29 protein-coding genes are annotated in these 26,204 nt (G+C 41.0%); 10 read left to right on the forward strand and 19 right to left on the reverse strand.

From position 1 onward, the window contains the following. Positions 1-7 precede the first annotated feature (7 nt). Complete coding sequence (locus SM122_RS05015; RefSeq protein ID WP_195327271.1) at positions 8-1,063, reverse strand: ABC transporter permease; 1,056 nt, start codon at positions 1,061-1,063, stop codon at positions 8-10. Further along, entirely contained in the window at positions 1,060-1,791 is a 732-nt protein-coding gene (locus tag SM122_RS05020) for an ABC transporter ATP-binding protein (RefSeq protein WP_045760251.1), read from the reverse strand. Before SM122_RS05020 ends, SM122_RS05015 begins: the two co-directional genes overlap by 4 nt. Positions 1,792-1,858: 67 nt before the next feature. Between SM122_RS05020 and SM122_RS05025 the strand changes: the two genes are divergently transcribed. Continuing rightward, on the forward strand, positions 1,859-2,272 hold the full coding sequence (locus tag SM122_RS05025) for an HIT family protein (RefSeq protein WP_003012582.1): 414 nt from the start codon (positions 1,859-1,861) through the stop codon (positions 2,270-2,272). 12 nt (positions 2,273-2,284) lie between these two features. Next, complete coding sequence (locus SM122_RS05030; RefSeq protein WP_003012641.1) at positions 2,285-2,575, forward strand: hypothetical protein; 291 nt, start codon at positions 2,285-2,287, stop codon at positions 2,573-2,575. A 21-nt stretch (positions 2,576-2,596) separates the two neighbouring features. On the opposite strand, the gene lytR is transcribed toward SM122_RS05030, so the two are convergent. The 4 genes from lytR to SM122_RS05050 all read right to left on the reverse strand — a co-directional run bounded on the left by lytR (position 2,597) and on the right by SM122_RS05050 (position 6,586). After that, positions 2,597-3,790, reverse strand: a complete 1,194-nt coding sequence (gene lytR, locus SM122_RS05035) for a glycopolymer--peptidoglycan transferase LytR (protein WP_070594438.1) — start codon at positions 3,788-3,790, stop codon at positions 2,597-2,599. A 13-nt stretch (positions 3,791-3,803) separates the two neighbouring features. Next, the gene (locus SM122_RS05040) at positions 3,804-4,334 is read right to left on the reverse strand and encodes a GNAT family N-acetyltransferase (RefSeq protein WP_155125302.1); all 531 of its coding nucleotides are present in this window, start codon (positions 4,332-4,334) and stop codon (positions 3,804-3,806) included. Further along, positions 4,327-4,782, reverse strand: a complete 456-nt coding sequence (gene tsaE, locus SM122_RS05045) for a tRNA (adenosine(37)-N6)-threonylcarbamoyltransferase complex ATPase subunit type 1 TsaE (RefSeq protein ID WP_031575203.1) — start codon at positions 4,780-4,782, stop codon at positions 4,327-4,329. Before tsaE ends, SM122_RS05040 begins: the two co-directional genes overlap by 8 nt. A 382-nt stretch (positions 4,783-5,164) precedes the next feature. Further along, on the reverse strand, positions 5,165-6,586 hold the full coding sequence (locus SM122_RS05050; protein ID WP_070464909.1) for an NCS2 family permease: 1,422 nt from the start codon (positions 6,584-6,586) through the stop codon (positions 5,165-5,167). A gap of 175 nt (positions 6,587-6,761) precedes the next feature. Here SM122_RS05050 and SM122_RS05055 point away from each other — a divergent pair, with 175 nt between their 5' ends. The 7 genes from SM122_RS05055 (at position 6,762) to serS (ending at position 13,855) form a co-directional block, all read left to right on the forward strand. Continuing rightward, entirely contained in the window at positions 6,762-7,574 is an 813-nt protein-coding gene (locus tag SM122_RS05055; protein WP_049474385.1) for a Cof-type HAD-IIB family hydrolase, read from the forward strand. 190 nt (positions 7,575-7,764) lie between these two features. Further along, positions 7,765-8,787: an alcohol dehydrogenase AdhP gene (gene adhP, locus SM122_RS05060; RefSeq protein ID WP_155170522.1), complete on the forward strand. Its 1,023-nt coding sequence runs from the start codon at positions 7,765-7,767 to the stop codon at positions 8,785-8,787. 373 nt (positions 8,788-9,160) lie between these two features. After that, a complete protein-coding gene (locus SM122_RS05065) occupies positions 9,161-10,150 on the forward strand; it encodes a PTS sugar transporter subunit IIB (protein WP_117745211.1) in 990 nt (329 codons plus the stop codon). A gap of 27 nt (positions 10,151-10,177) precedes the next feature. Then, the gene (locus SM122_RS05070; protein ID WP_023022258.1) at positions 10,178-10,981 is read left to right on the forward strand and encodes a PTS mannose/fructose/sorbose transporter subunit IIC; all 804 of its coding nucleotides are present in this window, start codon (positions 10,178-10,180) and stop codon (positions 10,979-10,981) included. An 18-nt stretch (positions 10,982-10,999) separates the two neighbouring features. After that, entirely contained in the window at positions 11,000-11,911 is a 912-nt protein-coding gene (locus SM122_RS05075) for a PTS system mannose/fructose/sorbose family transporter subunit IID (RefSeq protein ID WP_023022256.1), read from the forward strand. A gap of 80 nt (positions 11,912-11,991) precedes the next feature. After that, positions 11,992-12,360, forward strand: coding sequence for a DUF956 family protein (locus SM122_RS05080; RefSeq protein WP_023920226.1), 369 nt, complete (start codon positions 11,992-11,994; stop codon positions 12,358-12,360). A 217-nt stretch (positions 12,361-12,577) separates the two neighbouring features. Next, on the forward strand, positions 12,578-13,855 hold the full coding sequence (gene serS, locus SM122_RS05085; protein ID WP_195529440.1) for a serine--tRNA ligase: 1,278 nt from the start codon (positions 12,578-12,580) through the stop codon (positions 13,853-13,855). Positions 13,856-13,896: 41 nt separating this feature from the next. Here serS and SM122_RS05090 read toward each other — a convergent pair whose 3' ends face one another. The 13 genes from SM122_RS05090 to fabM all read right to left on the reverse strand — a co-directional run bounded on the left by SM122_RS05090 (position 13,897) and on the right by fabM (position 24,565). Continuing rightward, positions 13,897-14,667 (reverse strand): acetyl-CoA carboxylase carboxyl transferase subunit alpha, encoded by a 771-nt coding sequence (locus tag SM122_RS05090; RefSeq protein WP_195529439.1) that lies wholly within the window; start codon positions 14,665-14,667, stop codon positions 13,897-13,899. Then, on the reverse strand, positions 14,660-15,526 hold the full coding sequence (gene accD, locus SM122_RS05095) for an acetyl-CoA carboxylase, carboxyltransferase subunit beta (protein ID WP_205010718.1): 867 nt from the start codon (positions 15,524-15,526) through the stop codon (positions 14,660-14,662). Before accD ends, SM122_RS05090 begins: the two co-directional genes overlap by 8 nt. 103 nt (positions 15,527-15,629) lie before the next feature. Beyond that, positions 15,630-16,994, reverse strand: coding sequence for an acetyl-CoA carboxylase biotin carboxylase subunit (locus SM122_RS05100; RefSeq protein WP_045760281.1), 1,365 nt, complete (start codon positions 16,992-16,994; stop codon positions 15,630-15,632). 13 nt (positions 16,995-17,007) lie between these two features. Continuing rightward, positions 17,008-17,433, reverse strand: coding sequence for a 3-hydroxyacyl-ACP dehydratase FabZ (gene fabZ / locus SM122_RS05105; protein WP_003004019.1), 426 nt, complete (start codon positions 17,431-17,433; stop codon positions 17,008-17,010). Further along, the gene (accB, locus tag SM122_RS05110; RefSeq protein ID WP_049506156.1) at positions 17,430-17,918 is read right to left on the reverse strand and encodes an acetyl-CoA carboxylase biotin carboxyl carrier protein; all 489 of its coding nucleotides are present in this window, start codon (positions 17,916-17,918) and stop codon (positions 17,430-17,432) included. Before accB ends, fabZ begins: the two co-directional genes overlap by 4 nt. Before the next feature lie 3 nt (positions 17,919-17,921). Further along, positions 17,922-19,154, reverse strand: a complete 1,233-nt coding sequence (gene fabF / locus SM122_RS05115) for a beta-ketoacyl-ACP synthase II (RefSeq protein ID WP_003010454.1) — start codon at positions 19,152-19,154, stop codon at positions 17,922-17,924. Between the two features lie 61 nt (positions 19,155-19,215). Continuing rightward, positions 19,216-19,950, reverse strand: coding sequence for a 3-oxoacyl-[acyl-carrier-protein] reductase (gene fabG, locus SM122_RS05120; protein WP_155170528.1), 735 nt, complete (start codon positions 19,948-19,950; stop codon positions 19,216-19,218). Between the two features lie 12 nt (positions 19,951-19,962). Continuing rightward, positions 19,963-20,883, reverse strand: a complete 921-nt coding sequence (gene fabD, locus SM122_RS05125; RefSeq protein WP_003010459.1) for an ACP S-malonyltransferase — start codon at positions 20,881-20,883, stop codon at positions 19,963-19,965. Positions 20,884-20,905: 22 nt separating this feature from the next. Further along, a complete protein-coding gene (gene fabK / locus SM122_RS05130) occupies positions 20,906-21,871 on the reverse strand; it encodes an enoyl-[acyl-carrier-protein] reductase FabK (protein WP_037608323.1) in 966 nt (321 codons plus the stop codon). A 114-nt stretch (positions 21,872-21,985) separates the two neighbouring features. Continuing rightward, on the reverse strand, positions 21,986-22,210 hold the full coding sequence (locus SM122_RS05135; RefSeq protein WP_003003892.1) for an acyl carrier protein: 225 nt from the start codon (positions 22,208-22,210) through the stop codon (positions 21,986-21,988). Positions 22,211-22,268: 58 nt separating this feature from the next. Further along, positions 22,269-23,243: a beta-ketoacyl-ACP synthase III gene (locus SM122_RS05140; protein ID WP_155170530.1), complete on the reverse strand. Its 975-nt coding sequence runs from the start codon at positions 23,241-23,243 to the stop codon at positions 22,269-22,271. Continuing rightward, complete coding sequence (gene fabT, locus SM122_RS05145) at positions 23,243-23,677, reverse strand: fatty acid biosynthesis transcriptional regulator FabT (RefSeq protein WP_003003993.1); 435 nt, start codon at positions 23,675-23,677, stop codon at positions 23,243-23,245. Before fabT ends, SM122_RS05140 begins: the two co-directional genes overlap by 1 nt. 96 nt (positions 23,678-23,773) lie before the next feature. Next, positions 23,774-24,565 (reverse strand): trans-2-decenoyl-ACP isomerase, encoded by a 792-nt coding sequence (fabM, locus tag SM122_RS05150; protein WP_182448499.1) that lies wholly within the window; start codon positions 24,563-24,565, stop codon positions 23,774-23,776. Positions 24,566-24,805: 240 nt separating this feature from the next. Here fabM and SM122_RS05155 point away from each other — a divergent pair, with 240 nt between their 5' ends. Beyond that, positions 24,806-26,161 (forward strand): aspartate kinase, encoded by a 1,356-nt coding sequence (locus SM122_RS05155; RefSeq protein ID WP_118398485.1) that lies wholly within the window; start codon positions 24,806-24,808, stop codon positions 26,159-26,161. Positions 26,162-26,204 lie beyond the last annotated feature (43 nt).

The following is a 26,204-nucleotide window of genomic DNA, read 5'->3' on the forward strand; positions in this document are numbered from 1 at the left end:
ACTAATTTTAACGACTTTCGTCAACCAAGCGCGCCATCTTAAATGGAAGATAGAGTAGGATTAAAGCAACTGTATAAGCCAGTAGGCCTAACAACAGGACTTTATCTGAAATAAAGACCAGGCCAATTCCTCCTTCTATCACCGTTATCATCCCCATGACCAGCTGAATCGTTTTGTTCAACCCTGCCTTTTTACTGCCCTTTTTCATCGGGAAAAGGAGGGTCAAGGGTTGGTAATCAAAAGCACTGTAAAGCCCCAGTAATTGAAAAATAACCAAGTAATTGAGCAAGGCTACAAGGGCAATCACTACGAGAGGCTGGGGAATAAAGATGATAGCGAGAATGGAAAGAGCCAAGAGTCGTAGAGTCATAGAGAAAAGATCTCCATTCCGTAGGAAGGAGCGCATATATAAGTGCAGCCACGTATTGCCATGTGTTTTGGGAAGAAGCCCTAAGAAACCATCCAAGTACGCTCTTCTTTTGACACTGTTAGTAATACCTTTCACCGTTGTAAACAAGGCAAAGAAGCGAAGAATCAATTGTTTCCTTGCATTCTCACGAGCAATAGCCAAGGGCCAATTTAAATTTTCATCCTGGTAGAAACGCGCTTCCTTCCAGCTAAAAACAGCCCCTTTAGCCACCCCTAAGACAAGGATATAAGCTACAATAGCAAGTTTATCCAGCCCTGTTGCCAGAAGAAGAGGCACAAATAATAGAAGGACAAAACTTTGAATCAAAAACCAAAACACAAAAGACTTCTTGGCCTGCCCTTTGACATAACGTTTCACTTCCTCTTCCTTTACCAAAAGGAATAAAGCATCGGGCTTCTCTAAGTAGGTCGCAATGGAGCCAATCGGAACCAAGAGGAGCAAGCCAATCATGAGACTCCAGCGGATCAGGCTTGTATCTTTGGGTAGATCTTGCAAGAATTGGCTGTATTGAACCGCCAAAAATCCTATGAAAATCAACATAAAGAGAACGAAATGATCATTGAGAACATAGCGGCTATATTTTACACATTGAGTTCGAAACGTTTCTTGCCGTTTTTTCATCAACTCTTTCATGCTGTTTCCTCTTCTGTCAAGGTCATGTAGATATCATTTAGACTTGCTTTCTCATCCCCAAAAGTTGAACGCAGCTCGTCCAAGGTCCCTTTTGCTCGGACCTGACCCTTATGGAGGATCACAAAACCATCACACATCTTTTCAGCCGAATCCAGAACGTGGGTACTCATCAAAATCGATTTTCCTTTTGCTTTCTCATCTGCCAATAACTGAATCAAATCTGCAATCGCAACAGGATCCAATCCCAAAAAGGGTTCATCGACAATATAAAGACTTGGATCCACTGCATAGGCGCAAATAATCATGACCTTTTGCTTCATCCCTTTTGAAAACTGGGTCGGGAACCAATCTAATTTTTCAGCCAAACGAAATCGTTCCAACAAAGGCTGGACGCGCACCATGACCTGATCCATGTCTAAATCATAGGCCATAGCTACGGTTTCGATATGCTCTCTCAAGGTTAATTCTTCATATAGGCTAGGGGTTTCTGGAATATAGCCGATTTTTTTACGATAGTCTGTTGGAGCTTCTGGAAGACTCAAGCCGTCAATCCGTACTTCCCCAGCATAAGGATGCAGGAGACCAATAATTTCATTAATCGTGGTTGACTTCCCAGCTCCATTAAGTCCAATCAAACCAATCAGTTGGCCATCCGGAACTGAAAAACTCACCTCTTTCAGGACAGGGATGTTGACATAGCCCCCTGTCAACTTGTTGATTTCTAACATATTTTCTCCGATTTCTGGTATAATGTTCTTATATTATAACAAAATTTAGTCTAAATGAGGTGTATTTATGGTTGATGATTGTATTTTTTGTAAGATTATAGCTGGCGACATTCCTTCCTCCAAAGTCTATGAGGACGAGGAAGTCCTCGCATTTTTGGACATCTCTCAGGTTACACCAGGTCATACGTTAGTGGTTCCAAAAAAACACGCTCGCAACCTCTTAGAGATGGACGAAACCGCCACAGCTCAACTATTTGCACGTGTTTCTAAAGTTGCTAAAAAAGTAGAAGCTGCTACCCAAGCTAAGGGAATGAATATCATCAGCAACATGGAAGAAGTTTCTGGACAAACCGTATTTCACACACATGTCCACATTATCCCTCGCTATTCCGATCAAGATGAGCTTGCCATTTCATTTACTGAACACGAGCCTAATTTTGAACAACTAGCAGTTCTCGCAGAAACCATCAAAAACAGTTAAAAAGGAGGCCATATGAAACTCAAAAATCTCTTTTGGTTTGCAACAGGAGCTAGCATTAGCTACCACCTAGTAAAAAACCGCAAAGAAATTAAAACAGAGGTGACTGAATCCAGCCAATTGGTCAAGGGAATTCAAGATAACCTAGCAAAAATCCAACGCAATCTGGATATTATCCAAGACCAAAAGACCAATCTTCAAGAATTGGTAACGGATTTCCAATACAAGACCAAACTATTTAGTCAACAAGCAACAGCTTCTCTAAAAGAAATTCAAGACATCTGGCAACCAAGTAAAAACGATTGAGAAAACTCAATCGTTTTTTTCTTATTCTGAAGGCACCGTAGGTGTCACACTGCTCGACTCTGTAGCTGCAGGAGCAACTGGTGTCACTGGTGCAACAGAACTTTGAGGCGTCACCACTCCCGTATCCTGGGTCGATGGTACAACTGGTAGTTGGTTAAACTCTTGGTAAACAGGTGCTTCCCCAGATGCTGGAACTGGATTTTCAGTTTGAGAAGAAGAAGACTTCAAATCTTCATCTCCATCTAATAGGTAAGCATTGGTTTTCAATGTTTTGATTTCTTTTAGTCCCAAAGCTTTGCGGATGATATTTTGAATTTTCAAGAGATGTTTTGAAGTGACAATCTGATAACTTCCGCCATCTGCTAAGGTGGCATCTTCTCCTTTCAACTGGTACTGATGAATCGTTGAAAGGGCGTCTTTATACCCTAGCAATTGAAGAAGACTATTACTGTCAAGCGCTATGTTGGTTTGCATATTGTCACTAACAGACTCAATGATTCCTTTGTAGTGACTCAAACTATTGAGGCTTAAAACTTTCTCAACAATCTTTTTGATCACTTCACGTTGGCGTTTTTGACGTCCATAGTCTCCTTCTGGGTCTTGGTAGCGCATGCGTGAATAAACGAGAGCTTGGTCCCCATTAATCTCCTGACGTCCTGGTGCGATCTTAGCCGTATATTCTGGCTCATTTTCCTCGATCGAGATATCGAAGTCAAATGGATTGTTAACCGTGATACCACCAACCTTATCCACTAATTGAACCAATCCCTTCATATTGATCATGACATAGCGGTCAATATGGATATTCAAAAGATCTTGAATGGTCTTAATGGCTAACTTGGCACCACCTTGAGCATAAGCCGAATTCAATTTTGCTTGGACCGTTTCGCCATCTGAAGTAATATTGGTTAGGATATCTCTTTCCAAGCTCGTCATGGTTGTTTCTTTTGTTTGAGGATTGACAGTCACCAAAATCATGGTATCACTATTGCCGGCCCAAGGATCTTCCCGAGAACCGCTACCTGTATCAACCCCCATCAAAAGGATAGTCATCGGCTTGTTTTCTGCAATGACATTGGTCTCATTTCCAAAGCCTTTATAGGTCTTACTGAGAGTCCCAGTCGTTTGGTTTAGGATGGTAAGGCCATAGGCCCCAATCCCAATCACTGTTACCGTCAATAAGCTCAAAAACATCAAAATAATTTTTTTAACCATTTAGAATCTCTCTCTAATCTATCAGTTTCCCCATAAGGTAAACATCTAAGAATTCTCCTTCAGCTGAACAAGCTCCACGAGCTTGACAACCTTCGATCTCAAAACCTAACTTTTTATACAGGTGAACTGCTCGTTCATTGCGCACTTGGACATTCAAGACTAGTTTCCTGAGAACACCGGTCGAGTGCGCCCACTCAATTCCTTCTTCCAACAAGATCTGTCCAAGCCCTTGATTCCAATAAGCTTTTTGAACCACAATAAAGACATCACCAATATGCTGAATGGACCGTTGAGAAGCTGCAGTGATATTTAACAAAGCTGCCAGTTCCTGATCTAGAAATAGCAAGAGGCAAATCCGGTTTTCCGCCATCTCTTGCACCATCAGAAATTGCTCCATGTCTGCTGGAGACATGCCAATTCCAGCTTCATCTAGCGTCATGTAATCTGACTCTTTCCCAACTTGATTTAAGAAATCAACGACAAGAGCCGCGTCTGCACTGTCAGCTTGCCGAATTTCTAATGTTACTTCCTTTTCCTTAGTCATCGGTTTTTTCCACCTGCTCAAAGGATGCCAGCAAAGCTTCTGCACGCGCTCCATGAGCTTCAAAAGCTAACTCTCGCCCATCTTCTAATTTTCGGATAAAAATTTTTAGATAAGCATCCGAGAGACTCGGCTCAATCAGCTCTCCCCATTCAATAATGGTAGCACCATCTCCAAATAGAAAATCATCTAAATCAATAGAATCTGGATCATTCCCAATCCGGTAAACATCCAAATGGTATAAAGGCAAGCGACCTTCGTATTCACGAACAATGGTATAGGTCGGGCTTTTAATCATCTGATCAATCCCTAACCCCTTTGCAATTCCTTTGGTAAAGGTCGTTTTTCCTGCTCCTAGATCACCTGATAAGATAATCACGTCTTGCTTTTCTAAGAGTTTTCCTAGCTGTTTTCCTAGAGCGATCAGCTCCGTTTCATTGTGACTAATCATTTCTCTATTATACCAAACTTTTTAAAAATCTGCTCTTTCTTTTAGAAATTGTTCGACTCAGGTTTGCTTTTTAGATAGATAGACAAACTATTTTAAAGTAAAATAAGTTAAGTGATTCTGCAAAAAAAAATAAATTTGAGTTCCAATTTTTAAATCGATTTAAGAAAATACTGAAACTTTCCGCTGTGAGAAAAGTGCCTGAAACAATAACGTTTCAGGCACTCGGAATTATTGAGACCTTAGGCTCAATAATTAGTCATGGAACTTCAAAGAAGTTCGCTGACGTCCGTACTCACCTAAGGAATGTTTTTGGTATAACTTTGTCTTCAATCTGAAAGGAATGGGAGACAACTCCCATTCCTTTTTGGCACTTTTCTGATACTTAATTCAAGGCCATGCTAACGTAGTTTAAAATAAAGAGAACATCTAAAATCCAAATCATGCTGTGCACTTCTTTGGCTTGTCCTTTAACCACTTTCACTAAGCTATAGGTGATAAATCCAGCAGCGATCCCTTGTGTAATCGAGTAGCTGAAGCCCATAAAGATAGAGGTGAAGAAGGCAGGAACTGCTTCTGACATATCTTCCCAATGGATATTTTTCAAGCCACTCAACATCATGATCCCAACAACAATCAAAATTGGAGCTGTAGCAGCGGTCGGTACAATCGCCAACAAAGGACTAAAGAGACTTGAAATAGCAAAACAGATTGCCACAACCAAGGCTGTCAAACCAGTGCGTCCACCAGCTCCAATACCAGCTGCAGATTCAACATAAGTCGTTACGTTTGAAGTTCCTGCAATGGCTCCGACTGAAGTCGCTACAAGGTCTGAATAGAGGGCCTTATCTAATTTCGCTGATTGATGGTTTTCCCCATTTGTCGCAACAATCCCAACTTTTTCACCCGTACCGATTAAAGTTCCAATTGTATCAAAAATATCAGTCAAGGAGAAGGCTAAAATTGCCATTAAGGTCTCAGGCAAACGAGACGTATTGGAAATCAAAGAACCCAATCCTTTTGATCCCAAAGCTTGACCAAAGATCGTGCCTAAATCATTAAAGGCAGCTCCTAGATGGTTACTTGCAAAGTCAATTTTAGTGATATCAACCACATGGATGAGAATTCCAAGCACAGTCGTTGCTAAGATAGAAAGGATAATCCCTCCCTTAATCCCTTTGACAACAAAGAAAATAGTAATCGCAAGACCAACAAGAGCCAAGAGGACAGCCGGATTGTTAAAATCAACCAATCCAGGAACAGCAGATGCATTGGCTGAGATCGTTGCATTCGCCTTATCTGCTCCTTCCCCGACCACTGTATAGGTATGAGGGTCAATCGTGAATTTCAAAAATCCTGCATTCTTAATCCCAACATAGGCCAAGAAAATCCCGATCCCCGCTGAAATAGCAGACCGAAGAGCAGTCGGAATCGATTCGATGATCATCTTCCGAACATTTGTCAATGTGATAATTAATGAAATCACACCACAAATGAAGACCATTCCTAAAGCCTCTTGCCATGAGTAGCCCATACCAAATACAACGGTAAAGGTAAAGAAAGCGTTCAAGCCCATCCCTGGTGCTTGTGCATAAGGCAAATTGGCATAAAAAGCCATCATCAAGGTCCCGACAACGGATCCAATAATCGTTGCAAGGAAGACTCCTTGAGCTGGCATACCTGTTTGTGACAACATTTGAGGGTTTACGAAGAGGATATAACTCATCGCAAAAAAGGTTGTCAAACCAGCAAGGACCTCTGTTCGAACAGTGGTTCCATGTTCTGAAAGTTTAAAAAACTTATCCATTTCAGAATAAACTCCTTTTTCATCATTCTCGCTCCCAATCAATTTGCGAACGTTATTTCTATTTTACCAAAAGATCTTTCGCCTTTCAAGAAATCCTACTTCTCTTCTCGATTTTTGAGCGCTTTTCCGATTTTTCTGATATAATGGTCTCATTCTTCTCGAAAGGAACTGAAATATGCATAAAAAGATGATCGCTCTAGATCTAGACGGCACTCTCTTAAATTCCGAAAGCAAATTGAGCGACTTTACCATTGATACGATAAAAAAAATTAGTGCTCTTGGCCATAAAGTCATTATTACAACAGGCCGCCCCTACCGTATGGCACATACCTATTACAAACAACTAGAGCTAGATACTCCGATGATCAATTTTAACGGCTCCCTTACGCATCTACCTGAGAAAAAATGGGGGGATGAACAATGTTTGACTTTAGATAAAAAATACCTGCTAGATATGGTCGCTAACCGGGATACCATCCAAGCGGACTTTATAGCAGGCGAATACCGCAATAAATTCTTTATTACCGATCCAAATGAGCACGTTGCAGACCCTAAATTATTCGGTATTGAATCTTTCCAACCAGAAAATCAATTCAATCCCGAGCGGGTAACGAGCGACCCAAACTGTATCCTCTTTCAAACGAAAGCGGAAGACAAATATGCTCTGGCAGATGAAATGAATCGGCATTATGACTACAATCTGTCTATAAATACTTGGGGGGGTCCCTTAAATATTCTGGAATGCAATCCCAAAAATGTGACCAAAGCATCTGCTCTGACCTACCTTCTAGATAAACTCAATATGGATCAGAAGGATTTGATTGCCTTTGGAGACGAGCACAACGATACCGACATGCTAGCTCTCGCTGGTCATGGATACGCCATGAAAAATGCTAGCTCCGTCCTTCTCCCTTACGCGGATTCCGTCACAGATTTCACAAATAACGAAGATGGTGTCGCGCGCCAACTCATTCAATTATTCTTATAATAGGAACAGACATGAGTTATCCCCTCATGTCTTTTTCTATCCTAAATACTTAATCGGTTAATCAATACCCTCCTATTTTTATATTTTTTTCATTGCCTTGCCATCTAGTTTATGATATTATTAACATAGTTATTAAAGAAGCGCTTTCAAAAATTCTAAATCGCTTCTCGTTCACTTAAGGAGGAACAAAATGAAAGCTGTTGTTGTAAATCCAGAAGGTACTGGTGTTGAAATCGTTGCAAACAAAGACATGCGTCCACTTGAAACAGGGGAAGCTCTTGTTCAAATCGAATACTGTGGTGTCTGCCACACTGACTTGCACGTCGCTCACGGAGACTTCGGTAAAGTGCCAGGCCGTGTTCTTGGACACGAAGGAATCGGAATTGTGAAAGAAGTCGCTCCAGATGTCAAGAGCCTAAAAGTTGGAGATCGTGTCAGTGTCGCATGGTTTTTCGAAGGATGTGGAACTTGTGAATACTGTACAACCGGTCGCGAAACCCTTTGCCGTACTGTAAAAAATGCTGGTTATTCTGTTGACGGAGGAATGGCTGAGCAATGTATCGTTACTGCAGATTACGCAGTGAAAGTACCTGAAGGATTAGATCCAGCCCAAGCTTCTTCTATCACTTGTGCAGGTGTTACAACTTACAAAGCCATCAAAGAAGCCAAAGCAGAACCAGGACAATGGATCGTTATCTACGGAGCTGGTGGATTGGGTAACTTGGCTGTTCAATATGCCAAGAAAGTCTTCAACGCACATGTCATAGCTGTTGATATCAACAATGACAAACTGGAATTGGCGAAAGAAGTTGGTGCAGACTTTGTCATCAACGGTCGCGAAGTCGAAGATGTCCCAGGATTGATCAAAGAAAAAACAAATGGTGGAGCTCACTCTGCTGTCGTAACAGCTGTTTCTAAAGTAGCTTTCAACCAAGCAGTAGATTCTGTTCGTGCAGGTGGCCGCATTGTCGCAGTTGGTCTTCCTTCTGAAATGATGGACCTCAGCATTGTGAAAACTGTATTAGATGGTATCCAAGTCATTGGTTCTCTTGTAGGAACTCGTAAAGACTTGGAAGAAGCCTTCCAATTTGGCGCAGAAGGTTTGGTAGTGCCAGTCGTTCAAAAACGTCCAGTAGAAGATGCTGTCAAAGTCTTTGACGAAATGGAAGCTGGAACCATTCAAGGACGTATGGTACTTGACTTTACAAACTAAACAACTGAACCTACAGGACTAGCCCAGTTGGGCTAGTCTTTTTGAGTGCTCTCAATCACTCTTATTTACAATTTATTATATATTTATTTTTGTTTTCGAGAATATCGTTTGATTCTCGGAATCTTTTCATTGAGAACAAAATCCTATAAAACATATCTATTATTGATTTTTTAAGCATCAACAAGTAATAAACAAAATTCATTCAAGAGCATTCTTTTTCTATCTAACGATAATTTAATATAATAAATCGATGTTTTTACATCGAGATTTTGATAGAAAAATTGACTTAAATATGAAAACGGTTTATAATAAAGAAGCTCAAAGTTTTCTTAAACTGAAAGTCAAACAAATTTTATAAGGAGGAATGTCAATAATGAGTATTGGTATCATTATTGCTAGCCACGGTGAATTTGCAGCTGGAATCCACCAATCCGGCTCGATGATCTTTGGGGATCAAGAGAAAGTTCAAGTGGTTACGTTCATGCCAAGTGAAGGCCCAGATGATCTCTATGCTAAATTCAATGCTGCTGTTGCCGCATTTGATGCAGAAGATGAAATCTTGGTTTTGGCTGACCTTTGGAGTGGTTCTCCATTTAACCAAGCAAGTCGTGTCATGGGGGAAAATCCCGATCGTAAATTTGCGATCATTACTGGATTAAACCTTCCGATGTTGATTCAAGCTTATACAGAGCGTTTGATGGATGCAAATGCTGGCGTTGATAAAGTTGCTGCAAACATCATCAAAGAATCTAAAGATGGAATCAAAGCTCTTCCAGAAGAATTGAATCCTGTCGAAGAAGCAAGCACTGCTTCCGCTGCCCCTGTTGCCCAAGCTGCTATTCCAGAAGGAACAGTGATCGGAGATGGCAAGCTCAAGATTAATCTTGCTCGCTTAGATACTCGTCTCCTTCATGGACAAGTCGCTACTGCTTGGACTCCTGATTCAAAAGCAGATCGCATTATCGTTGCTTCAGACTCAGTTGCCAAAGATGAACTTCGTAAAGAGTTGATCAAGCAAGCAGCACCAAATGGTGTCAAAGCAAATGTTGTCCCAATTCAGAAATTGATCGACGTTGCAAAAGATCCACGCTTTGGTGAAACACATGCTTTGATCTTATTTGAAACACCTCAAGATGCCCTTCGTGCCATCGAGGGTGGTGTTCCGATTAAAACCTTGAACGTTGGTTCAATGGCCCACTCAACTGGTAAAACCATGGTTAACAATGTGTTGTCAATGGATAAAGAGGATGTGGCTACATTTGAAAAAATGCGTGATCTTGGAGTGGAATTTGATGTCCGTAAAGTACCAAATGACTCTAAGAAAGATTTGTTTGACTTAATTAACAAAGCCAACGTTCAATAATCGATTACTTACGAAAGGATTTTAAACATGTCTATTATTTCTATGGTATTAGTGGTCGTTGTTGCCTTCTTAGCTGGTCTTGAAGGTATCCTTGACCAATTCCAATTCCACCAACCACTTGTTGCTTGTACCTTAATCGGTTTGGTAACAGGTAACTTGACTGCCGGTGTGATGCTTGGTGGTTCCCTTCAATTACTTGCACTTGGCTGGGCAAACATTGGAGCTGCCGTTGCACCCGATGCTGCTCTTGCATCTGTCGCTGCTGCGATTATATTGGTTCTTGGTGGTGACTTTAGTTCTAAAGGAATCGCTGTGGCTCAAGGTGTGGCTATTCCACTTGCAGTCGCTGGTCTTTTCTTGACTATGATCGTCCGTACTCTCTCCGTTGGTTTGGTCCACACTGCCGATGCTGCTGCTAAAAAAGGTGATATCAAAGGAGTTGAACGTGCGCACTTTGTAGCACTTCTCCTTCAAGGTCTTCGTATCGCCATTCCTGCAGCCCTTCTTTTGATGATCCCTGCTGAAACCGTTAAAGGTGCGCTTGAAGCGATGCCTGCTTGGTTGTCAGACGGTATGCAAATCGGTGGAGGTATGGTTGTAGCCGTTGGTTATGCTATGGTTATCAACATGATGGCAAGCCGTGAAGTTTGGCCATTCTTTGCCATTGGTTTTGCACTTGCTGCCGTCAGCGAATTAACTTTGATTGCTCTTGGAGCGATTGGTGTTGCCCTTGCCTTGATTTACCTTTCACTTTCTAAGAAAGGTGGCAACGGAGGTGGCGGAGTCGCTACTTCTAATGACCCAATCGGCGATATTCTCGAAGACTATTAAGAAAGGTGTGACACTATCATGACTGAAAAATTACAATTATCTAAATCAGATCGTCAAAAAGTTTGGTGGCGTTCAACCTTCTTGCAAGGTTCTTGGAACTACGAACGGATGCAAAACTTGGGTTGGGCTTACTCATTGATCCCAGCTATCAAAAAACTCTACACCAAGAAAGAAGACCAAGCGGCTGCTCTTGAGCGTCACATGGAGTTCTTCAACACTCACCCATACGTAGCTGCTCCAATCATCGGGGTTACTCTTGCCCTTGAAGAAGAAAAAGCAAACGGTGCTGCTATTGATGATGCTGCTATCCAAGGGGTTAAAATTGGTATGATGGGGCCTTTGGCTGGTATCGGAGATCCAGTCTTCTGGTTTACAGTTCGTCCGATCCTTGGAGCACTTGGTGCATCTCTTGCCTTGACTGGTAATATCCTTGGTCCACTCATCTTCTTCCTTGCATGGAACGCAATTCGTATGTCCTTCTTGTGGTATACCCAAGAACTTGGATACAAAGCCGGTTCTGAAATTACCAAAGATATGTCTGGTGGAATCTTGCAAGATATCACTAAAGGAGCTTCTATCCTTGGGATGTTTATCCTCGCTGTCTTGGTAGAACGTTGGGTATCTATTAAATTTATCTTTAATGTTTCTTCTGTCAAATTAGACGACAAAGCTTATATCCACTGGGATAAACTTCCTGAAGGATACAAGGGTATCCAAGAAGCCTTCGCTCAAGTTGGTTCAGGTCTATCTCAAACACCTGAAAAAGTTACAACTTTCCAACAAAACTTGGATTCATTGATTCCTGGTTTGATGGGATTGCTTCTTACTTTCGCTTGTATGTGGTTGCTTAAGAAGAAAGTATCTCCAATCACTATCATCATCGCCCTCTTTGTAATCGGTGTACTAGCACACGTTGCTGGCTTGATGTAAGCAAAGATCAACTAAAAAGAAGGTTTCGGCCTTCTTTTTATTATGATATAATGGAGTGAACAGCAATACAGGAGGATCTCATGGCTCAATCATTGAATAAAACCGTTGAATTCCATACTACAGGGGTTTCTTACCTTGGAGTGGGGGGAAAGGTTGGAAAAATCCTAGTCGGGAATGCCGCTTTTGAATTTTATGCGGATGCAAATGTAGAAGACTACATCCAAATTCCCTGGCAAGAAATCGAGCGAATCGGAGCCAATGTATCCGGACGTAAAATTAGCCGCCATTTTGAAATCTATACCAGAGAATCAAAATTTCTCTTTGCTTCAAAAGACTCTGGAAAAATTTTAAAGATTGCTCGGGAACATCTAGGAAATGATAAAATTGTCAAACTTCCTACGTTGATCCAAATCATCACGGCTAAAATTAAAAATCTATTTGCAAAATAGGATCTTTTCTTGTATAATAGACGCAAACGGATAAGTAAGTTAAGAGTCTCTTTCAGAAAGTCTGCGGTTGCTGCGAGCAGATAGAAATCTTAATTGAAATTCTACCGTTTCTTTAAAATACAATATCGAATCAAGTGCACACCTGTGAAGTTGGATGGAACCGTGGCTCTGCCACTCCAACACTGTAACAGGTGTGTTTTTTGTTAAAGGAGAAGCTATGTTAGATATTAAACGGATTCGTACAGACTTTGATGCGGTTGCTAAAAAATTGGCAACACGTGGCGTAGATGCAGCTATTTTGAATGAAATGAAAGAAATCGATGCCAAACGTCGAGACATCTTAGTCAAAGTAGAAAATCTCAAAGCAGAGCGTAACACTGTATCTGCTGAAATCGCACAAGCTAAACGCAACAAAGAAAATGCAGATGATAAGATTGCTGCCATGCAAACTCTTTCTGCAGAGGTTAAAGCATTGGATACAGAATTGGCTGAAATCGATGCCAAATTAACTGAATTCACTACTACCCTTCCAAACATCCCTGCTGACAGTGTCCCTGTTGGAGCAGATGAGGATGACAACGTTGAGGTTCGCCGTTGGGGAACACCGCGCGAATTTAGCTTTGAACCAAAAGCTCACTGGGATTTAGGAGAAGACCTTGATATCCTTGACTGGGAACGCGGTGCGAAAGTCACTGGTGCTCGTTTCCTCTTCTACAAAGGACTTGGAGCTCGCTTAGAACGCGCTATCTACAACTTCATGTTGGACGAACATGGCAAGGAAGGATACACTGAAGTCATCCCTCCTTACATGGTCAACCATGATTCTATGTTTGGTACTGGACAATATCCAAAATTCAAGGAAGATACTTTTGAACTTAGCGATACCAATTATGTCCTCATTCCAACTGCTGAAGTTCCTTTGACAAACTACTACCGCGATGAAATTCTTGATGGGAAAGATCTTCCAATCTACTTCACTGCTATGAGTCCATCTTTCCGTTCAGAAGCTGGTTCAGCCGGTCGTGATACCCGTGGCTTGATCCGTTTGCACCAATTCCATAAGGTTGAAATGGTGAAATTTGCCAAGCCAGAAGAATCATATGATGAATTGGAAAAAATGGTTGTCAATGCTGAAAATATCCTTCAAAAACTGAACCTTCCATACCGTGTGGTAGCTCTCTCCACTGGAGACATGGGCTTCTCAGCTGCTAAGACTTATGACTTGGAAGTATGGATTCCAGCACAAAATACCTACCGTGAAATCTCCAGCTGTTCCAATACAGAAGATTTCCAAGCTCGCCGTGCGCAAATCCGCTACCGTGATGAAGCAGATGGCAAGGTAAAACTCCTTCACACTTTGAACGGTTCTGGATTGGCAGTCGGACGTACCGTCGCTGCTATTCTTGAAAACTACCAAAACGAAGACGGTTCTGTGACCATTCCAGAAGTCCTTCGCCCATACATGGGTAGCGTAGAAGTCATCGCACCAAAATAAAGTTAAAAAAACTGAGTCTTGCAAATTGCAAGCTCAGTTTTTTAATATTTACGAAAACGTTGGTAGCGTTGCTCCAGAAGCTCTTCGAGAGGTAAAGCTTGTAAAACCTTTAACTCTTCCTGTAATTCCTTCTTCACGTTAGCCAGTAGTTCTCCATTTGAAAATCCATGCTCGGGAATTACCTTATCGACAATTTCCATATTTAACAACTCGTGAGAAGTAATCTTCATCAACTCTGCTGCCTCCATGGCACGGCTTCCATCTTTCCAAAGAATAGAGGCAAAACCTTCTGGACTCAAGACCGCATAGATGGAGTTCTCAAGCATCCAGACCTTATCTGCCACAGCAAGAGCCAAGGCACCACCAGAACCACCTTCTCCGATGATAATCGCGATAATCGGAACTTTTAAATCACTCATTTCCATGAGGTTACGGGCAATGGCTTCACCTTGTCCTCGTTCTTCAGCACCAACACCAGGATAAGCACCCGCTGTATTGATAAAGGTCACAACTGGACGACAAAATTTCTCCGCTTGCTTCATGAGGCGCAAAGCTTTTCGATAGCCTTCTGGATGTGGTTGTCCAAAATTACGTTTTAGATTATCCTGAAGATTTTTTCCTTTTTGGATCCCAACGACTGTAACCGTTTGATCGCCTAAGCGTCCAATCCCACCAATCACCGCACCATCATCACGGAAGTTTCGATCTCCATGCAATTCGATAAAATCATCAAAAATTCCTTGAGCAAAATCAAGAGCAGTCAATCTTCCTTGGTCACGTGCTTCTTTAATAATCTGTGTTATTTTACTCATGTTTACCTCCATGAAGGGCCAATAATTGTCCAACTGTTGCTCGGATTTGGCTTCTCTCCACGATCAAGTCTACAAATCCATGTTCTTGTAGAAATTCTGCTTTTTGGAAATCATCTGGCAATTTTTCACGCACAGTTGATTCGATCACGCGACGACCGGCAAACCCGACCAAGGCCTGACTCTCTGCCATGATAATATCACCTTCCATAGCAAATGAGGCTGTCACCCCACCAGTTGTCGGATCTGTCAATACCGTCAAATAGAATAATTTTTCTTTGGAATGGCGTTGAACAGCCGCAGAAATTTTTGCCATTTGCATCAAACTCACGATTCCTTCTTGCATCCGAGCACCACCGGAAGCGGTAAAAAGAACAACTGGCAATTTTTCTTTTGTCGCAAATTCAAATAAACGAGTAATTTTTTCGCCTACTACAGAACCCATTGAAGCCATGATAAAGTTGGAATCCATGATCCCAAGCGCAACTTTTTGACCTTTAATCAAGGCAGTTCCAGTCAGGACAGCTTCATCCAGTCCTGTCATTTCCCGCACTGTTGCTAATTTCTTCTTATAATTTGGGAAATTCAAAGGATCTGTCGTTTCGATTCCTGTAAACATTTCTTCAAAGCTAGCTGGATCCACTGTCAACGCCAAGCGTTCTTTAGCAGAAATACGGAAGGTATAGCCACAATTCGGGCATACTCGTTCACTACCTAAATCCTTTTGGTAAATGGTATGTTTACAACCTGGGCATTGTGAAAATAGTTCATCAGGAACTTCAGGTTTTGGCTGAGGCTCCTTCCAGGCTGACCTATTCGGATTGATCCGAATATATTTATCTTTTTTAGAAAATAATGCCATTACTTACTCCTTATAATATGCTACAGTATCTGAAGCATTACTATAAAAGCCTGAAACTGTGAAGATGATGTTCATACTTCCCTCACAAGTCCAGGCTTTTTCATCATTCCTTATTATAATTTGGAAGGAATTGTTCCATCAAAAATGCAGTGTCATAATCACCAGCGATCACATGTGAATCTGAAATCAAATCCAACTGGAAACTGCTATTGGTGGTGACACCATCGATTTCCAACTCATAAAGAGCACGCTGCATTTTCATCAGTGCATCAAAGCGATTTTCCCCATGGACAATGATTTTGGCAATCATACTATCATAGTATGGTGGAATCGTATACCCAGGATACACAGCAGAATCCACACGCAAGCCAACCCCACCACTTGGAAGATAGAGATTAGTGATCTTACCAGGGCTAGGTGCAAAGTTGAAGGAAGGATTTTCCGCATTGATCCGGCATTCAATCGCATGGCCTTTAATGACAATGTCCTCTTGAGTAACGGATAATTCTTGGCCAGCTGCGATTTTAATCTGTTCCTTAACGATATCAACTCCTGTTACAAATTCCGTGACAGGATGCTCTACTTGGACACGGGTATTCATTTCCATAAAGTAGAACTCACCCTTGCCTTCATCATACAAGAATTCAATCGTTCCAGCATTCTCGTACCCAACTGATTCAGCTGCACGAACAGCTGCAGAACCAATCCGATCACGAAGCGTTTTTCCAATAGCAATCGAAGGGGATTCTTCTAGAACTTTTTGGTTATTTCGTTGAAGAGAACAATCGCGTTCACCTAAGTGAATAACATGTCCATGCTGATCCGCTAAAATCTGTACTTCAATGTGGCGTGCCGGATAAATCACCCGTTCCATATACATGGCACCATTTCCAAAAGCAGCTTGAGCTTCTGAGGAAGCAGATTCAAAAGCAGCAACCAAATCTTCTGGTTTTTCAACCTTCCGAATTCCTTTACCACCGCCTCCTGCAGATGCTTTCAACATCACAGGGTAACCAATACGCTCTGCAATCTCGAGGGCTTCTTCAGCAGTATACACTTCACCATCTGATCCAGGAATAACAGGTACTCCTGCTTTGATCATCTGTTTACGAGCATTAATCTTATCCCCCATCAAATCCATGACTTTAGCAGAAGGACCAATAAATTTAATGCCCACTTCCTCACACATGGTCGCAAATTTTGAGTTTTCACTTAAAAATCCAAAACCAGGATGGATAGCTTCTGCTCCTGTTAGAACAGCTGCAGACAAGACAGCACTCATATTCAAATAAGACTCTGTTGATTTAGCAGGTCCAATACAGACTGCTTCATCCGCTAGTAAGGTATGCAAGGCTTCTTTATCAGCAGTAGAATACACTGCAACCGTCTCGATGCCAAGTTCACGAGCCGCACGAATAATACGAACTGCAATCTCACCACGATTGGCGATTAAGATCTTACGAAACATAGATAGGCCTTTCTTAATTTCCAATTGCAAAAGTAAGCGTTCCTGAAGCTGCAAGCTTACCGTCTACTTCTGCTTTCGCTTCAACAACAGCAATTGTTCCACGACGTTTGACAAAAGTAGCTGTCATCACCAGTTGATCTCCTGGAACGACTTGTTTTTTAAACTTCACCTTGTCCATCCCTGCATAAAAGACTAATTTTCCTTTATTTTCAGGTTTTGACAACTCTAGTACACCTGCTGTTTGTGCCAAAGCTTCCATGATGAGAACACCTGGCATAACAGGATATTGTGGAAAATGTCCATTAAAAAATGGTTCATTAATTGTCACGTTCTTAATGGCAACAATCGTATCTTCGCTTGTTTCCAATACGCGATCCACCAAAAGCATTGGGTAACGATGCGGCAAAGCCTCACGAATAGCATTAATATCAATTGTCATTTGATTCGAACCAATCCTTTTCCAAATTCAACCATTTCTTCATTCGTTACCAAAATTTCAGTGACTACCCCATCTTTAGGTGCTGGGACTTCATTCATCACTTTCATGGCTTCGATAATCAAGAGTGTTTGACCCTTAGTAACTTTGTCTCCTACAGATACAAAGGCTGATTTATCCGGTGCTGGCGACAAGTAAGCCACCCCAACCAATGGACTTTCAACCACATCACCTTCTGCAGCCTGAGCTGGAGCAGCAACTGGTTCAGCCGCTACAGCTGGAGTTGCTGGGGCTTCAACAACAGGGGCTACTACAGGAGTTTGAGGAGTTGCTACCACTTCAACTGCAGGAGCAACCGGTGTAGCCGCAACTGAACTCGTTTGGTTTTTACTCAAATTCAATTCTTCGCCATTATTTTTATATGAGAATTCACGCAAAGTTGACGCATCAAATTGAGCCAACAAATCTTTGATTTCAGAAATATTCATGAATTAACCCTCCCAACGTTTAAAGGCCAGAACAGCATTGTGTCCTCCAAAACCAAAGGTATTTGAGATAGCATACTGAATATCCGCTTCTTGACCTTCACCATAAACAACGTTTGCTTCGATATAGTCAGACAATTCTTTGGTACCAGCAGTTTTTGGTACAAAGCTGTGACGAATCGCTTCGATGGTAGCAATCGCTTCAACCGCACCAGCAGCACCAAGCAAGTGTCCTGTAAATGATTTAGTAGATGATACAGGAACTTCTTTACCAAGTACAGAAACGATAGCTCCACTTTCACCTTTCTCATTGGCAGGTGTAGAGGTACCATGCGCATTGACATAATCGACATCTTCAGGTTTGATACCAGCTTCATTGATCGCTAATTTAATCGCTTTAGCCGCACCTGAACCATCTGGTGTTGGTGTTGTCATGTGGTAGGCATCACAGTTTGAACCGTAACCAACAATCTCAGCTAAAATATTAGCACCACGTTTTTGGGCATGTTCCAAACTTTCGATGACAAGAACCCCTGCACCTTCCCCCATCACAAAACCATTGCGGTCTTTGTCAAATGGAATAGATGAGCGTTCTGGGTCTTCCGTTGTTGAAAGGGCCGTAAGGGCATTGAAACCACCGATACCAATCTTAGTAATCGAAGCTTCAGCACCACCTGCCAAAACAACATCATGCATACCAAATTTAATTTCACGGAAAGCTTCACCAATTGCATCATTGGCAGAAGCACAAGCTGTTGTCACGGATTTACATACCCCTTGAGCCCCAATCTTAAGTGCGATGTTTCCAGCCCCCATGTTTGAAAGAGCTTTTGGAATAAACATTGGTTGGATTCTCTTCATCCCACGTTCATGCATCCGGATAATTTGATCTTCCAATTCTTGCAAACCACCGATACCAGATGATACAATCACACCTACACGATCGCGGTCTTCTTCTTCCATGTTCAAGCCTGAATTTTCAATAGCTTCCATCGCAGCATAGATTGCATACAATGAGTAAGTATCCATACGATTTTGATCTTTTTTTACAAAATATTTATCGAATGGGAAATCTTGAATTTCACCAGCATTAAAGACTGGAATTTCAGAAGCATCAAATTTCGTAATGGGCTTGATTCCAATTTTTCCTTCATGAAGGCTATTCCAGAACTCCTCTGGTGTATTTCCGATTGGTGAGGTTACACCGTAACCTGTAACAACAACACGATTTGTAGACATATATATTCTCCTTTTGTCGGATGGATATTTAAGTAAGTGATTTTCGATCAGTGAGCATTCATTATTGCATAGTCATTCCGCCATCAATGGCAATTGTTTGACCAGTTAAATATTCTTGACCTGCTAAGAAAGCCGCAACTTCTGCCACTTCTTCAGCTTGACCAATTCGTTTCATTGGCACTTGAGCTAGCATGGCATCTTTCATTTTCTCTGGAATAGCATCAGTCATATCTGATTCAATGAAACCAGGTGCAATGGCATTCACACGAACGCCACGAGCCGCAACTTCACGCGCTACTGATTTAGTGAAACCAATCAAACCAGCTTTTGAAGCCGCATAGTTCGCTTGACCGATATTCCCCATTAGACCAACAACAGAGGACATGTTGATAATGGCCCCTTGACGAGCTTTAGACATCGGTTTTAAGACAGCTTGAGTCATATTAAAGGCACCTGTCAAGTTGATTTTCAAGACCCGTTCAAAATCTTCTTCAGTCATTTTCAACATCAACTTGTCGTTTGTGATGCCAGCGTTATTGACCAAAACATCAACACTTCCAAGCTTTTCAATTGCTTCAGCTACCATACGTTGCGCATCTTCGCCATTAGAAATATCCCCAGAAATACCAACAACAGTCACACCATAGTCAGCAAACTGCGCAAACAAGTCCTCAGAAATTTCAGAACGTCCATTTAGGACAACATTAGCACCGAGACTCGCAAATTTATGAGCCACAGCCAATCCAATTCCGCGTGTTGAACCTGTTACAAAAACATTTTTATTTTTAAGTTCCATCTTTACCTCGTTTTAAGCATTCAGAAGTGCATCTAGACTAGCCTGATCTTCGACGTTATGAGTTGGAAGAGTTTTATCAATTTTCTTCAAGAATCCTGACAAGACTTTTCCAGGTCCAATTTCGATGACCTCATCTACACCAAATTCTTGAATCGTAGCAATTGAATCATAGAAACGAACCGGTTCTTTTACTTGACGGGCCAAAAGTGCTTTCACATCTTCTGACTTCATGATAGTAGCTTCTGTATTCCCAACTAAAGGAAGATCAAAATCATTAAATGATACTTTTTCTAGTTCAGCCGCCAATTTTTGACTAGCAGATTCCAGTAAGGCTGTGTGGAATGGACCTGACACATTCAAAGGGATCAAGCGTTTGGCACCTGCTTCCTGCAATAGTTCCACAGCATAGTCCACAGCCGCAACCTCACCACCAATCACAATTTGTGCTGGCGTATTGTAGTTAGCTGGTGTTACTACACCCTTTTCGGATGCTTGTTGACAAATCTCCTCGATCAAACTTGGGTCTGTATTCATAACAGCAACCATTTTCCCACTTCCAGCGGGAGCTGCCGTTTCCATGAATTCACCTCGTTTCGCAACCAAAGCTACTGCATCTTCAAACGAAAGAGCTCCAGCCGCAACCAGGGCAGAATATTCCCCCAAAGAGAGACCGGCAACAATATCAGGAGTGATACCATTTTCTACTAAGAGACGATAAATGGCTACTGACGTTGTCAAAATAGCTGGTTGAGTATAGCGTGTCTGATTCAGTTTTTCTTCGTTAGAATCAATCAATTCACGCAAATCATAGCCTAGAATACGACTAGCCGTATCAAATGTCTCTTTAACAACGGGATAAGCCGCATACAAATCGCTCGCCATGCCCAATTTCTGAGCCCCTTGACCAGCAAATAAGAACGCACGTTTTGTCACTATCCTAATCCTTTCGACGTTTTTAGACGTTTACATCTGCCCAACGAGCAGCTTCTTCTTTAATCACCTTGGCAGCACCTGTGTAAAGGTCTTCCAAGATTTCTGCACATGTTTCTTCTTTACGAACAAGACCTGCAATTTGTCCAGCCATAACTGAACCATATTCCACATCTCCATCAACAACAGCGTTACGAAGGGCACCTGCACCAAGCTCTTCAATTTCCTCTTGAGTCTTCTTACCAGCCAAGAAATCTTTTTCAGCTTGGTTATATTCTGTAGCCAATTTATTCTTAATCGCACGAACTGGGTGTCCAACAACTGAGGCTGAAATAACAGTATCAATATCTTTAGCCTTCAAAATCTTATCTTTGAAGTTTTGGTGTGCATTAGATTCCTTAGCAACAGCGAAACGAGTACCAACCTGAACAGCTTCTGCTCCAAGCATAAGAACAGCAGCCATACCACGTCCATCTGCAACACCACCAGCACCAATAACTGGGATAGATACCGCATCCGCAACCTGGCGAACAAGTGCCATGGTTGTCAATTTACCAATGTGACCACCAGCTTCCATACCTTCTGCGACAACAGCATCAGCTCCAAGTTTTTCCATACGTTTAGCAAGTGCTACCGATGGAATAACTGGGATTACTGTAATTCCAGCTTCGTGGAAACGCTCCATATATTTACCTGGGTTTCCGGCACCTGTTGTAACAACCTTAACACCCTCTTCGATAACGAGGTCGACGATGTCATCTGCAAATGGTGACAAAAGCATGATATTAACACCGAATGGTTTGTCAGTGATTTGTTTTACTCTATCAATATTAGCTTTTACCACTTCTTTAGGGGCATTACCACCACCAATAATTCCGAGTCCACCAGCATTTGAAACGGCTCCAGCCAAGTCTCCATCAGCAACCCAGGCCATACCACCTTGGAAGATTGGATATTTAATATTCAATAGTTCAGTAATTCGTGTTTGCATTATACCTACCTCTTTTTTCGCTTAAGTAATAGTTTGAGTTTAAAAGATTGTTTCTTTGAGCCTCAAACTATTACCTAAACAAGAGAGAATATCTTTCGATACTCTCATCTATCATTATTTTGTTTTTTCTTCTACGTAAGCGACAAGGTCACCAACTGTAGACAATCCTTCTTCAGTTTCGATTTGGATGTCAAAAGCATCTTCAATTTCAGAGATAACTTGGAACAAATCCAATGAATCTGCTTCTAAATCTTCGAATGTAGATTCAAGAGTTACTTCTGATGGTTCTTTACCAAGTTCTTCAACGATAATTTCTTGTACTTTTTCAAATACTGCCATGATAGGCCTCCTTAAAAAATAATATATAAATTTTTAAAATGTGTTTCCACATGTTTAACTAGATTGTAACAAGAAGTGTGCCCCATGTCAAACCTCCACCGAATCCTGTCAGAAGAATTTTTTGACTTCCATCCATCTTGATTCGATGATTCTCGACACACTCCGATAATAGAATGGGGATACTAGCAGCACTAGTGTTCCCATATTCCATCATATTTGCTGGGATTTTCTCTCTAGAGACACCCAGTTTTTTTGACATCTTATCTAACATTCGGTCATTCGCCTGGTGTAACAGAAAATAGTCAATCTCTTCTGCTTCCATAGAGGCGTCTGCTATAATTTTTTGAATACTTTTCGTGACATCACGAATGACAAAATCAAAAACTGCCCGTCCGTCCATTGTCAGATATCTTCGATCAGAAACGTCATCTGAATAAGGGGAAGACAGACCCAAATAGCAAGACTCAAGACTAGCACCTCGGCTACCATCCGTAAAAAGATTCTCAGCCAAAAACGAATTTTGATCGCTCGCTTCAAGCAAGACACCACCAGCTCCATCTCCAAAAAGGACTGAAGTGGAACGGTCTGACCAGTCTAATACTTTTGAAAGCGTCTCACTACCGATCACAATTCCTCGCCGATACATTCCTGAAGAAATGTATTTTTCAGCAGTGGCTAATGCAAATACAAATCCGCTACATGCTGCAGTCAGATCAAATGCAAAAGCTCGAGAAGCTCCAATATTAGCTTGTACTCGGGCTGCAGTTGATGGCATTAAGCTGTCTGGAGTAATCGTAGCAACAACGATGAAATCAATTTCCTCAGCATCTAAGTTTGCTTTTGCTAATAATCTTTGTGCAACAATTGTTGCTAGATCACTTGTCGTCTCATCTTTTGAAATGTGACGCCGAAGGATACCTGTCCGACTACTGATCCATTCATCACTTGTATCCATGATCTCAGCCAAATCATCATTTGATACGACTTGGTCAGGTGCATAATGAGCAACTTGACTAATTTTAGCAAAGACCATTATTTAATTTCCTCCAAGAAACGATACAGATTTTGCAATCCTTTTTGCATCACTTTCTTCTCTTCGGGACTCATATCTCCAATAATCTGGTTGACCATCCGTTTATGGAATTGCTGATGAAGACGATAAAGTAGACGACCGTTCTTCGTTAAACTCAAGTGTACAACCCGGCGATCAACTTCCGATCTTCTTCTTTCGATATACCCTTTGCGCTCAAGATTATTCAAACTTGTCGTGACAGTCCCCAAAGTCACCATCAACTCCCGTGAAATATCACTCGGGGTTGCATTCGGTGTCGAACCAATCACATCGATCGTATGCATTTCTTTAATAGAAACATCTTTGAATCGACTTGCTCTTAGGCTCGACTCCTCAATAACCAAAACATTATTAAAGATGGATGTTAAATAGTCGTTAACTAATTGGTAATTCAAAACTCCACCTCCTAATTTTACTTTGATAGTCAAATTTTATCAAAAATGAAAATAATTTGCAAGCATTTTTTCACAAAACATAGAAAAATTACAAATTTATTTTCCTTTAAATTGTGGCCGACGTTTCTCAGAGTAGGCAATAACACCCTCCTTGAAATCTTCTGTAAATGCTAGTTTCTTTTGCAAATCCAATTCAAGACCCGCATATTTGTCCCATTCTTTCAAGAATGCTTCCCAAACCATTTCTTTCATGGCAGCATAAGAATTTGAAGATCCTCTTCTTAATTTTTTAAGCAATTGCTCAACGGTTTTATCGAGTTTTTCAGATTCACAAACACGATAAGCTAGGCCATAATCAAATGCTTTTTCAGCAGTCAAGGCTTCACCCGTCATTACTAAATGAGTAGCCCGAGACATGCCAATGGCTTTTCCTAACAAGAATAACCCACCCGCATCTGGTGCTAAACCAACCCCAACAAAGGCTTGGATAAATTTAGTACGATCACTAATAATACAAAAATCAACAGCTACTGCAATGTTAGCAGCTGCTCCAGCAACCGCTCCATCTGCCACCATAATAACCGGTTTTGGCAATTGCTTGATTTTCTTTGAAATCGTATTAACTAATTCGGCAATTAAAACAAGAGACTCGATGTCATCCGCATCGACTGCGCGTTTCATTTCGCTCAAATCTCCACCAACTGAAAAGATTTTCCCTTCTGCTGATAGAATAATGAATTTTACTTCCTCATTTTTTTCTGCATCTTCCAGGGCAGCTAAAATTTCCTGACACATTGGAATGTTAAAACCATTGGATACTTCAGGACGATTTAAAGAGATTGTCGCGAGGTCGTTTTCGACAGAATACAAAATTGTTTCAAACATCACAGACTCCTTTTGTTTAAATATAAAATATTTTGATATTAAAACTTTTGAATTATAACATATCATACCACAAAAAAGTAAAATAGTAAAATATATCTATAAGATGTAACAAAATTGTAAAATTTGAATAATTACAATTTCTCTCCTCTACAGAATCAATTATTTTATGCCCTATCTGTAAATACATTGTATCAATAACTGAACTTTGGTATAATGTATTAATGAAACTATTAAGGAGAAAATATGAAAGTAACTAAATTCGGTGGAAGTTCTCTAGCATCAGCTTCTCAATTAAAAAAAGTACTTGATATCATTAAAGATGATCCAGAAAGAAGATTTGTAGTTGTATCAGCTCCAGGTAAGCGCAACGCTGAAGACACAAAAGTAACAGATGCTCTGATCCGGTATTATAAAGAATTTACTTCAGATAAGGATGTCACACAAACACAACAGTGGATTATTGAACGTTATCGTGCCATTACAGAAGAATTGGGTCTCAAAGATTCTATTATTCAGGAAATTGCTGAAGATATCTATGATCTGACAAATTTGCCTAAAAAAGGAAATCCATTTACATACGATGCATTCTTAGCAGCAGGTGAAAATAACAATGCTAAACTCATTGCTGCCTATTTCAATCAGAATGGATTAGAAGCAAGATATATCCATCCAAAAGAGGCAGGAATCACGGTCACTGCAGAACCTTCTAACGCTCGTATTTTACCATCTAGTTACGATAAAATTGAAGAACTAAAAGATTCAAGTGAAGTGATTGTCATTCCAGGATTCTTTGGTGTTACCCAAGATGGGGATATTTGTACATTTTCTCGTGGTGGATCCGACATTACAGGATCGATCATTGCAGCAGGTGTAAAAGCAGACTTATACGAAAACTTTACAGACGTAAATGGTATTTTTGCAGCACATCCAGGTAACATTAAACACCCACATTCTATTCCTGAATTAACTTACAAAGAGATGCGTGAATTAGCCTATGCTGGCTTTTCAGTTTTACATGATGAAGCTCTTGTGCCAGCCTACAGAGGTAAAATTCCATTAGTCATTAAAAATACAAACAATCCGGACCACCCAGGGACCCGAATTGTTTTGGAACATTCAAATGATCATGTAACTGTCGTAGGAATCGCTGGAGATTCAGGGTTTGTAAGTATCAATATGACCAAATACCTCATGAACCGTGAAGTTGGGTTTGGTCGAAAAGTTTTACAAGTACTAGAAGATCTTAATATTAGTTGGGAACATATGCCAACTGGTATCGACGACCTGTCCATTATCTTACGTTCACGTGAGCTTACTCCAATTAAAGAACAAGAAATTTTAAAACAATTAACGCAAAAGCTAGAAGTTGACACAGCCGAAATTGAACATGATCTTTCCATCATTATGATTGTTGGTGAGAAAATGAAGAGTCAAGTGGGGGTTACCGCCACTGCAGCCAAAGCACTATCAGAAAATGAAGTGAATATTCAAATGATCTCGCAAGGTTCTAGTGAAGTTTCCATTATGTTCGTTGTAAGTAAAGATCAAGAAGAAAAAGCAATTAAAGCCTTATATCAAGCATTTTTCCCAAATAACTAAATAGAGAAAAGCTCCGTTAACTAAACGGAGCTTTAATTAACAT

Source organism: Streptococcus gingivalis, assembly GCF_035544715.1.
GTDB classification, from domain to species: domain Bacteria; phylum Bacillota; class Bacilli; order Lactobacillales; family Streptococcaceae; genus Streptococcus; species Streptococcus gingivalis.

What these genes read in the sequence shown, in the direction of transcription:
- SM122_RS05015 (WP_195327271.1), bottom strand. Translation starts at nt 1,063, where the DNA reads ATGAAAGAGTTGATGAAAAAACGGCAAGAAACGTTTCGAACTCAATGT.
- SM122_RS05020 (WP_045760251.1), bottom strand. Translation starts at nt 1,791, where the DNA reads ATGTTAGAAATCAACAAGTTGACAGGGGGCTATGTCAACATCCCTGTC.
- SM122_RS05025 (WP_003012582.1), top strand. Translation starts at nt 1,859, where the DNA reads ATGGTTGATGATTGTATTTTTTGTAAGATTATAGCTGGCGACATTCCT.
- SM122_RS05030 (WP_003012641.1), top strand. Translation starts at nt 2,285, where the DNA reads ATGAAACTCAAAAATCTCTTTTGGTTTGCAACAGGAGCTAGCATTAGC.
- lytR (WP_070594438.1), bottom strand. Translation starts at nt 3,790, where the DNA reads ATGGTTAAAAAAATTATTTTGATGTTTTTGAGCTTATTGACGGTAACA.
- SM122_RS05040 (WP_155125302.1), bottom strand. Translation starts at nt 4,334, where the DNA reads ATGACTAAGGAAAAGGAAGTAACATTAGAAATTCGGCAAGCTGACAGT.
- tsaE (WP_031575203.1), bottom strand. Translation starts at nt 4,782, where the DNA reads ATGATTAGTCACAATGAAACGGAGCTGATCGCTCTAGGAAAACAGCTA.
- SM122_RS05050 (WP_070464909.1), bottom strand. Translation starts at nt 6,586, where the DNA reads ATGGATAAGTTTTTTAAACTTTCAGAACATGGAACCACTGTTCGAACA.
- SM122_RS05055 (WP_049474385.1), top strand. Translation starts at nt 6,762, where the DNA reads ATGCATAAAAAGATGATCGCTCTAGATCTAGACGGCACTCTCTTAAAT.
- adhP (WP_155170522.1), top strand. Translation starts at nt 7,765, where the DNA reads ATGAAAGCTGTTGTTGTAAATCCAGAAGGTACTGGTGTTGAAATCGTT.
- SM122_RS05065 (WP_117745211.1), top strand. Translation starts at nt 9,161, where the DNA reads ATGAGTATTGGTATCATTATTGCTAGCCACGGTGAATTTGCAGCTGGA.
- SM122_RS05070 (WP_023022258.1), top strand. Translation starts at nt 10,178, where the DNA reads ATGTCTATTATTTCTATGGTATTAGTGGTCGTTGTTGCCTTCTTAGCT.
- SM122_RS05075 (WP_023022256.1), top strand. Translation starts at nt 11,000, where the DNA reads ATGACTGAAAAATTACAATTATCTAAATCAGATCGTCAAAAAGTTTGG.
- SM122_RS05080 (WP_023920226.1), top strand. Translation starts at nt 11,992, where the DNA reads ATGGCTCAATCATTGAATAAAACCGTTGAATTCCATACTACAGGGGTT.
- serS (WP_195529440.1), top strand. Translation starts at nt 12,578, where the DNA reads ATGTTAGATATTAAACGGATTCGTACAGACTTTGATGCGGTTGCTAAA.
- SM122_RS05090 (WP_195529439.1), bottom strand. Translation starts at nt 14,667, where the DNA reads ATGAGTAAAATAACACAGATTATTAAAGAAGCACGTGACCAAGGAAGA.
- accD (WP_205010718.1), bottom strand. Translation starts at nt 15,526, where the DNA reads ATGGCATTATTTTCTAAAAAAGATAAATATATTCGGATCAATCCGAAT.
- SM122_RS05100 (WP_045760281.1), bottom strand. Translation starts at nt 16,994, where the DNA reads ATGTTTCGTAAGATCTTAATCGCCAATCGTGGTGAGATTGCAGTTCGT.
- fabZ (WP_003004019.1), bottom strand. Translation starts at nt 17,433, where the DNA reads ATGACAATTGATATTAATGCTATTCGTGAGGCTTTGCCGCATCGTTAC.
- accB (WP_049506156.1), bottom strand. Translation starts at nt 17,918, where the DNA reads ATGAATATTTCTGAAATCAAAGATTTGTTGGCTCAATTTGATGCGTCA.
- fabF (WP_003010454.1), bottom strand. Translation starts at nt 19,154, where the DNA reads ATGTCTACAAATCGTGTTGTTGTTACAGGTTACGGTGTAACCTCACCA.
- fabG (WP_155170528.1), bottom strand. Translation starts at nt 19,950, where the DNA reads ATGGAACTTAAAAATAAAAATGTTTTTGTAACAGGTTCAACACGCGGA.
- fabK (WP_037608323.1), bottom strand. Translation starts at nt 21,871, where the DNA reads ATGCAAACACGAATTACTGAACTATTGAATATTAAATATCCAATCTTC.
- SM122_RS05135 (WP_003003892.1), bottom strand. Translation starts at nt 22,210, where the DNA reads ATGGCAGTATTTGAAAAAGTACAAGAAATTATCGTTGAAGAACTTGGT.
- SM122_RS05140 (WP_155170530.1), bottom strand. Translation starts at nt 23,243, where the DNA reads ATGGTCTTTGCTAAAATTAGTCAAGTTGCTCATTATGCACCTGACCAA.
- SM122_RS05155 (WP_118398485.1), top strand. Translation starts at nt 24,806, where the DNA reads ATGAAAGTAACTAAATTCGGTGGAAGTTCTCTAGCATCAGCTTCTCAA.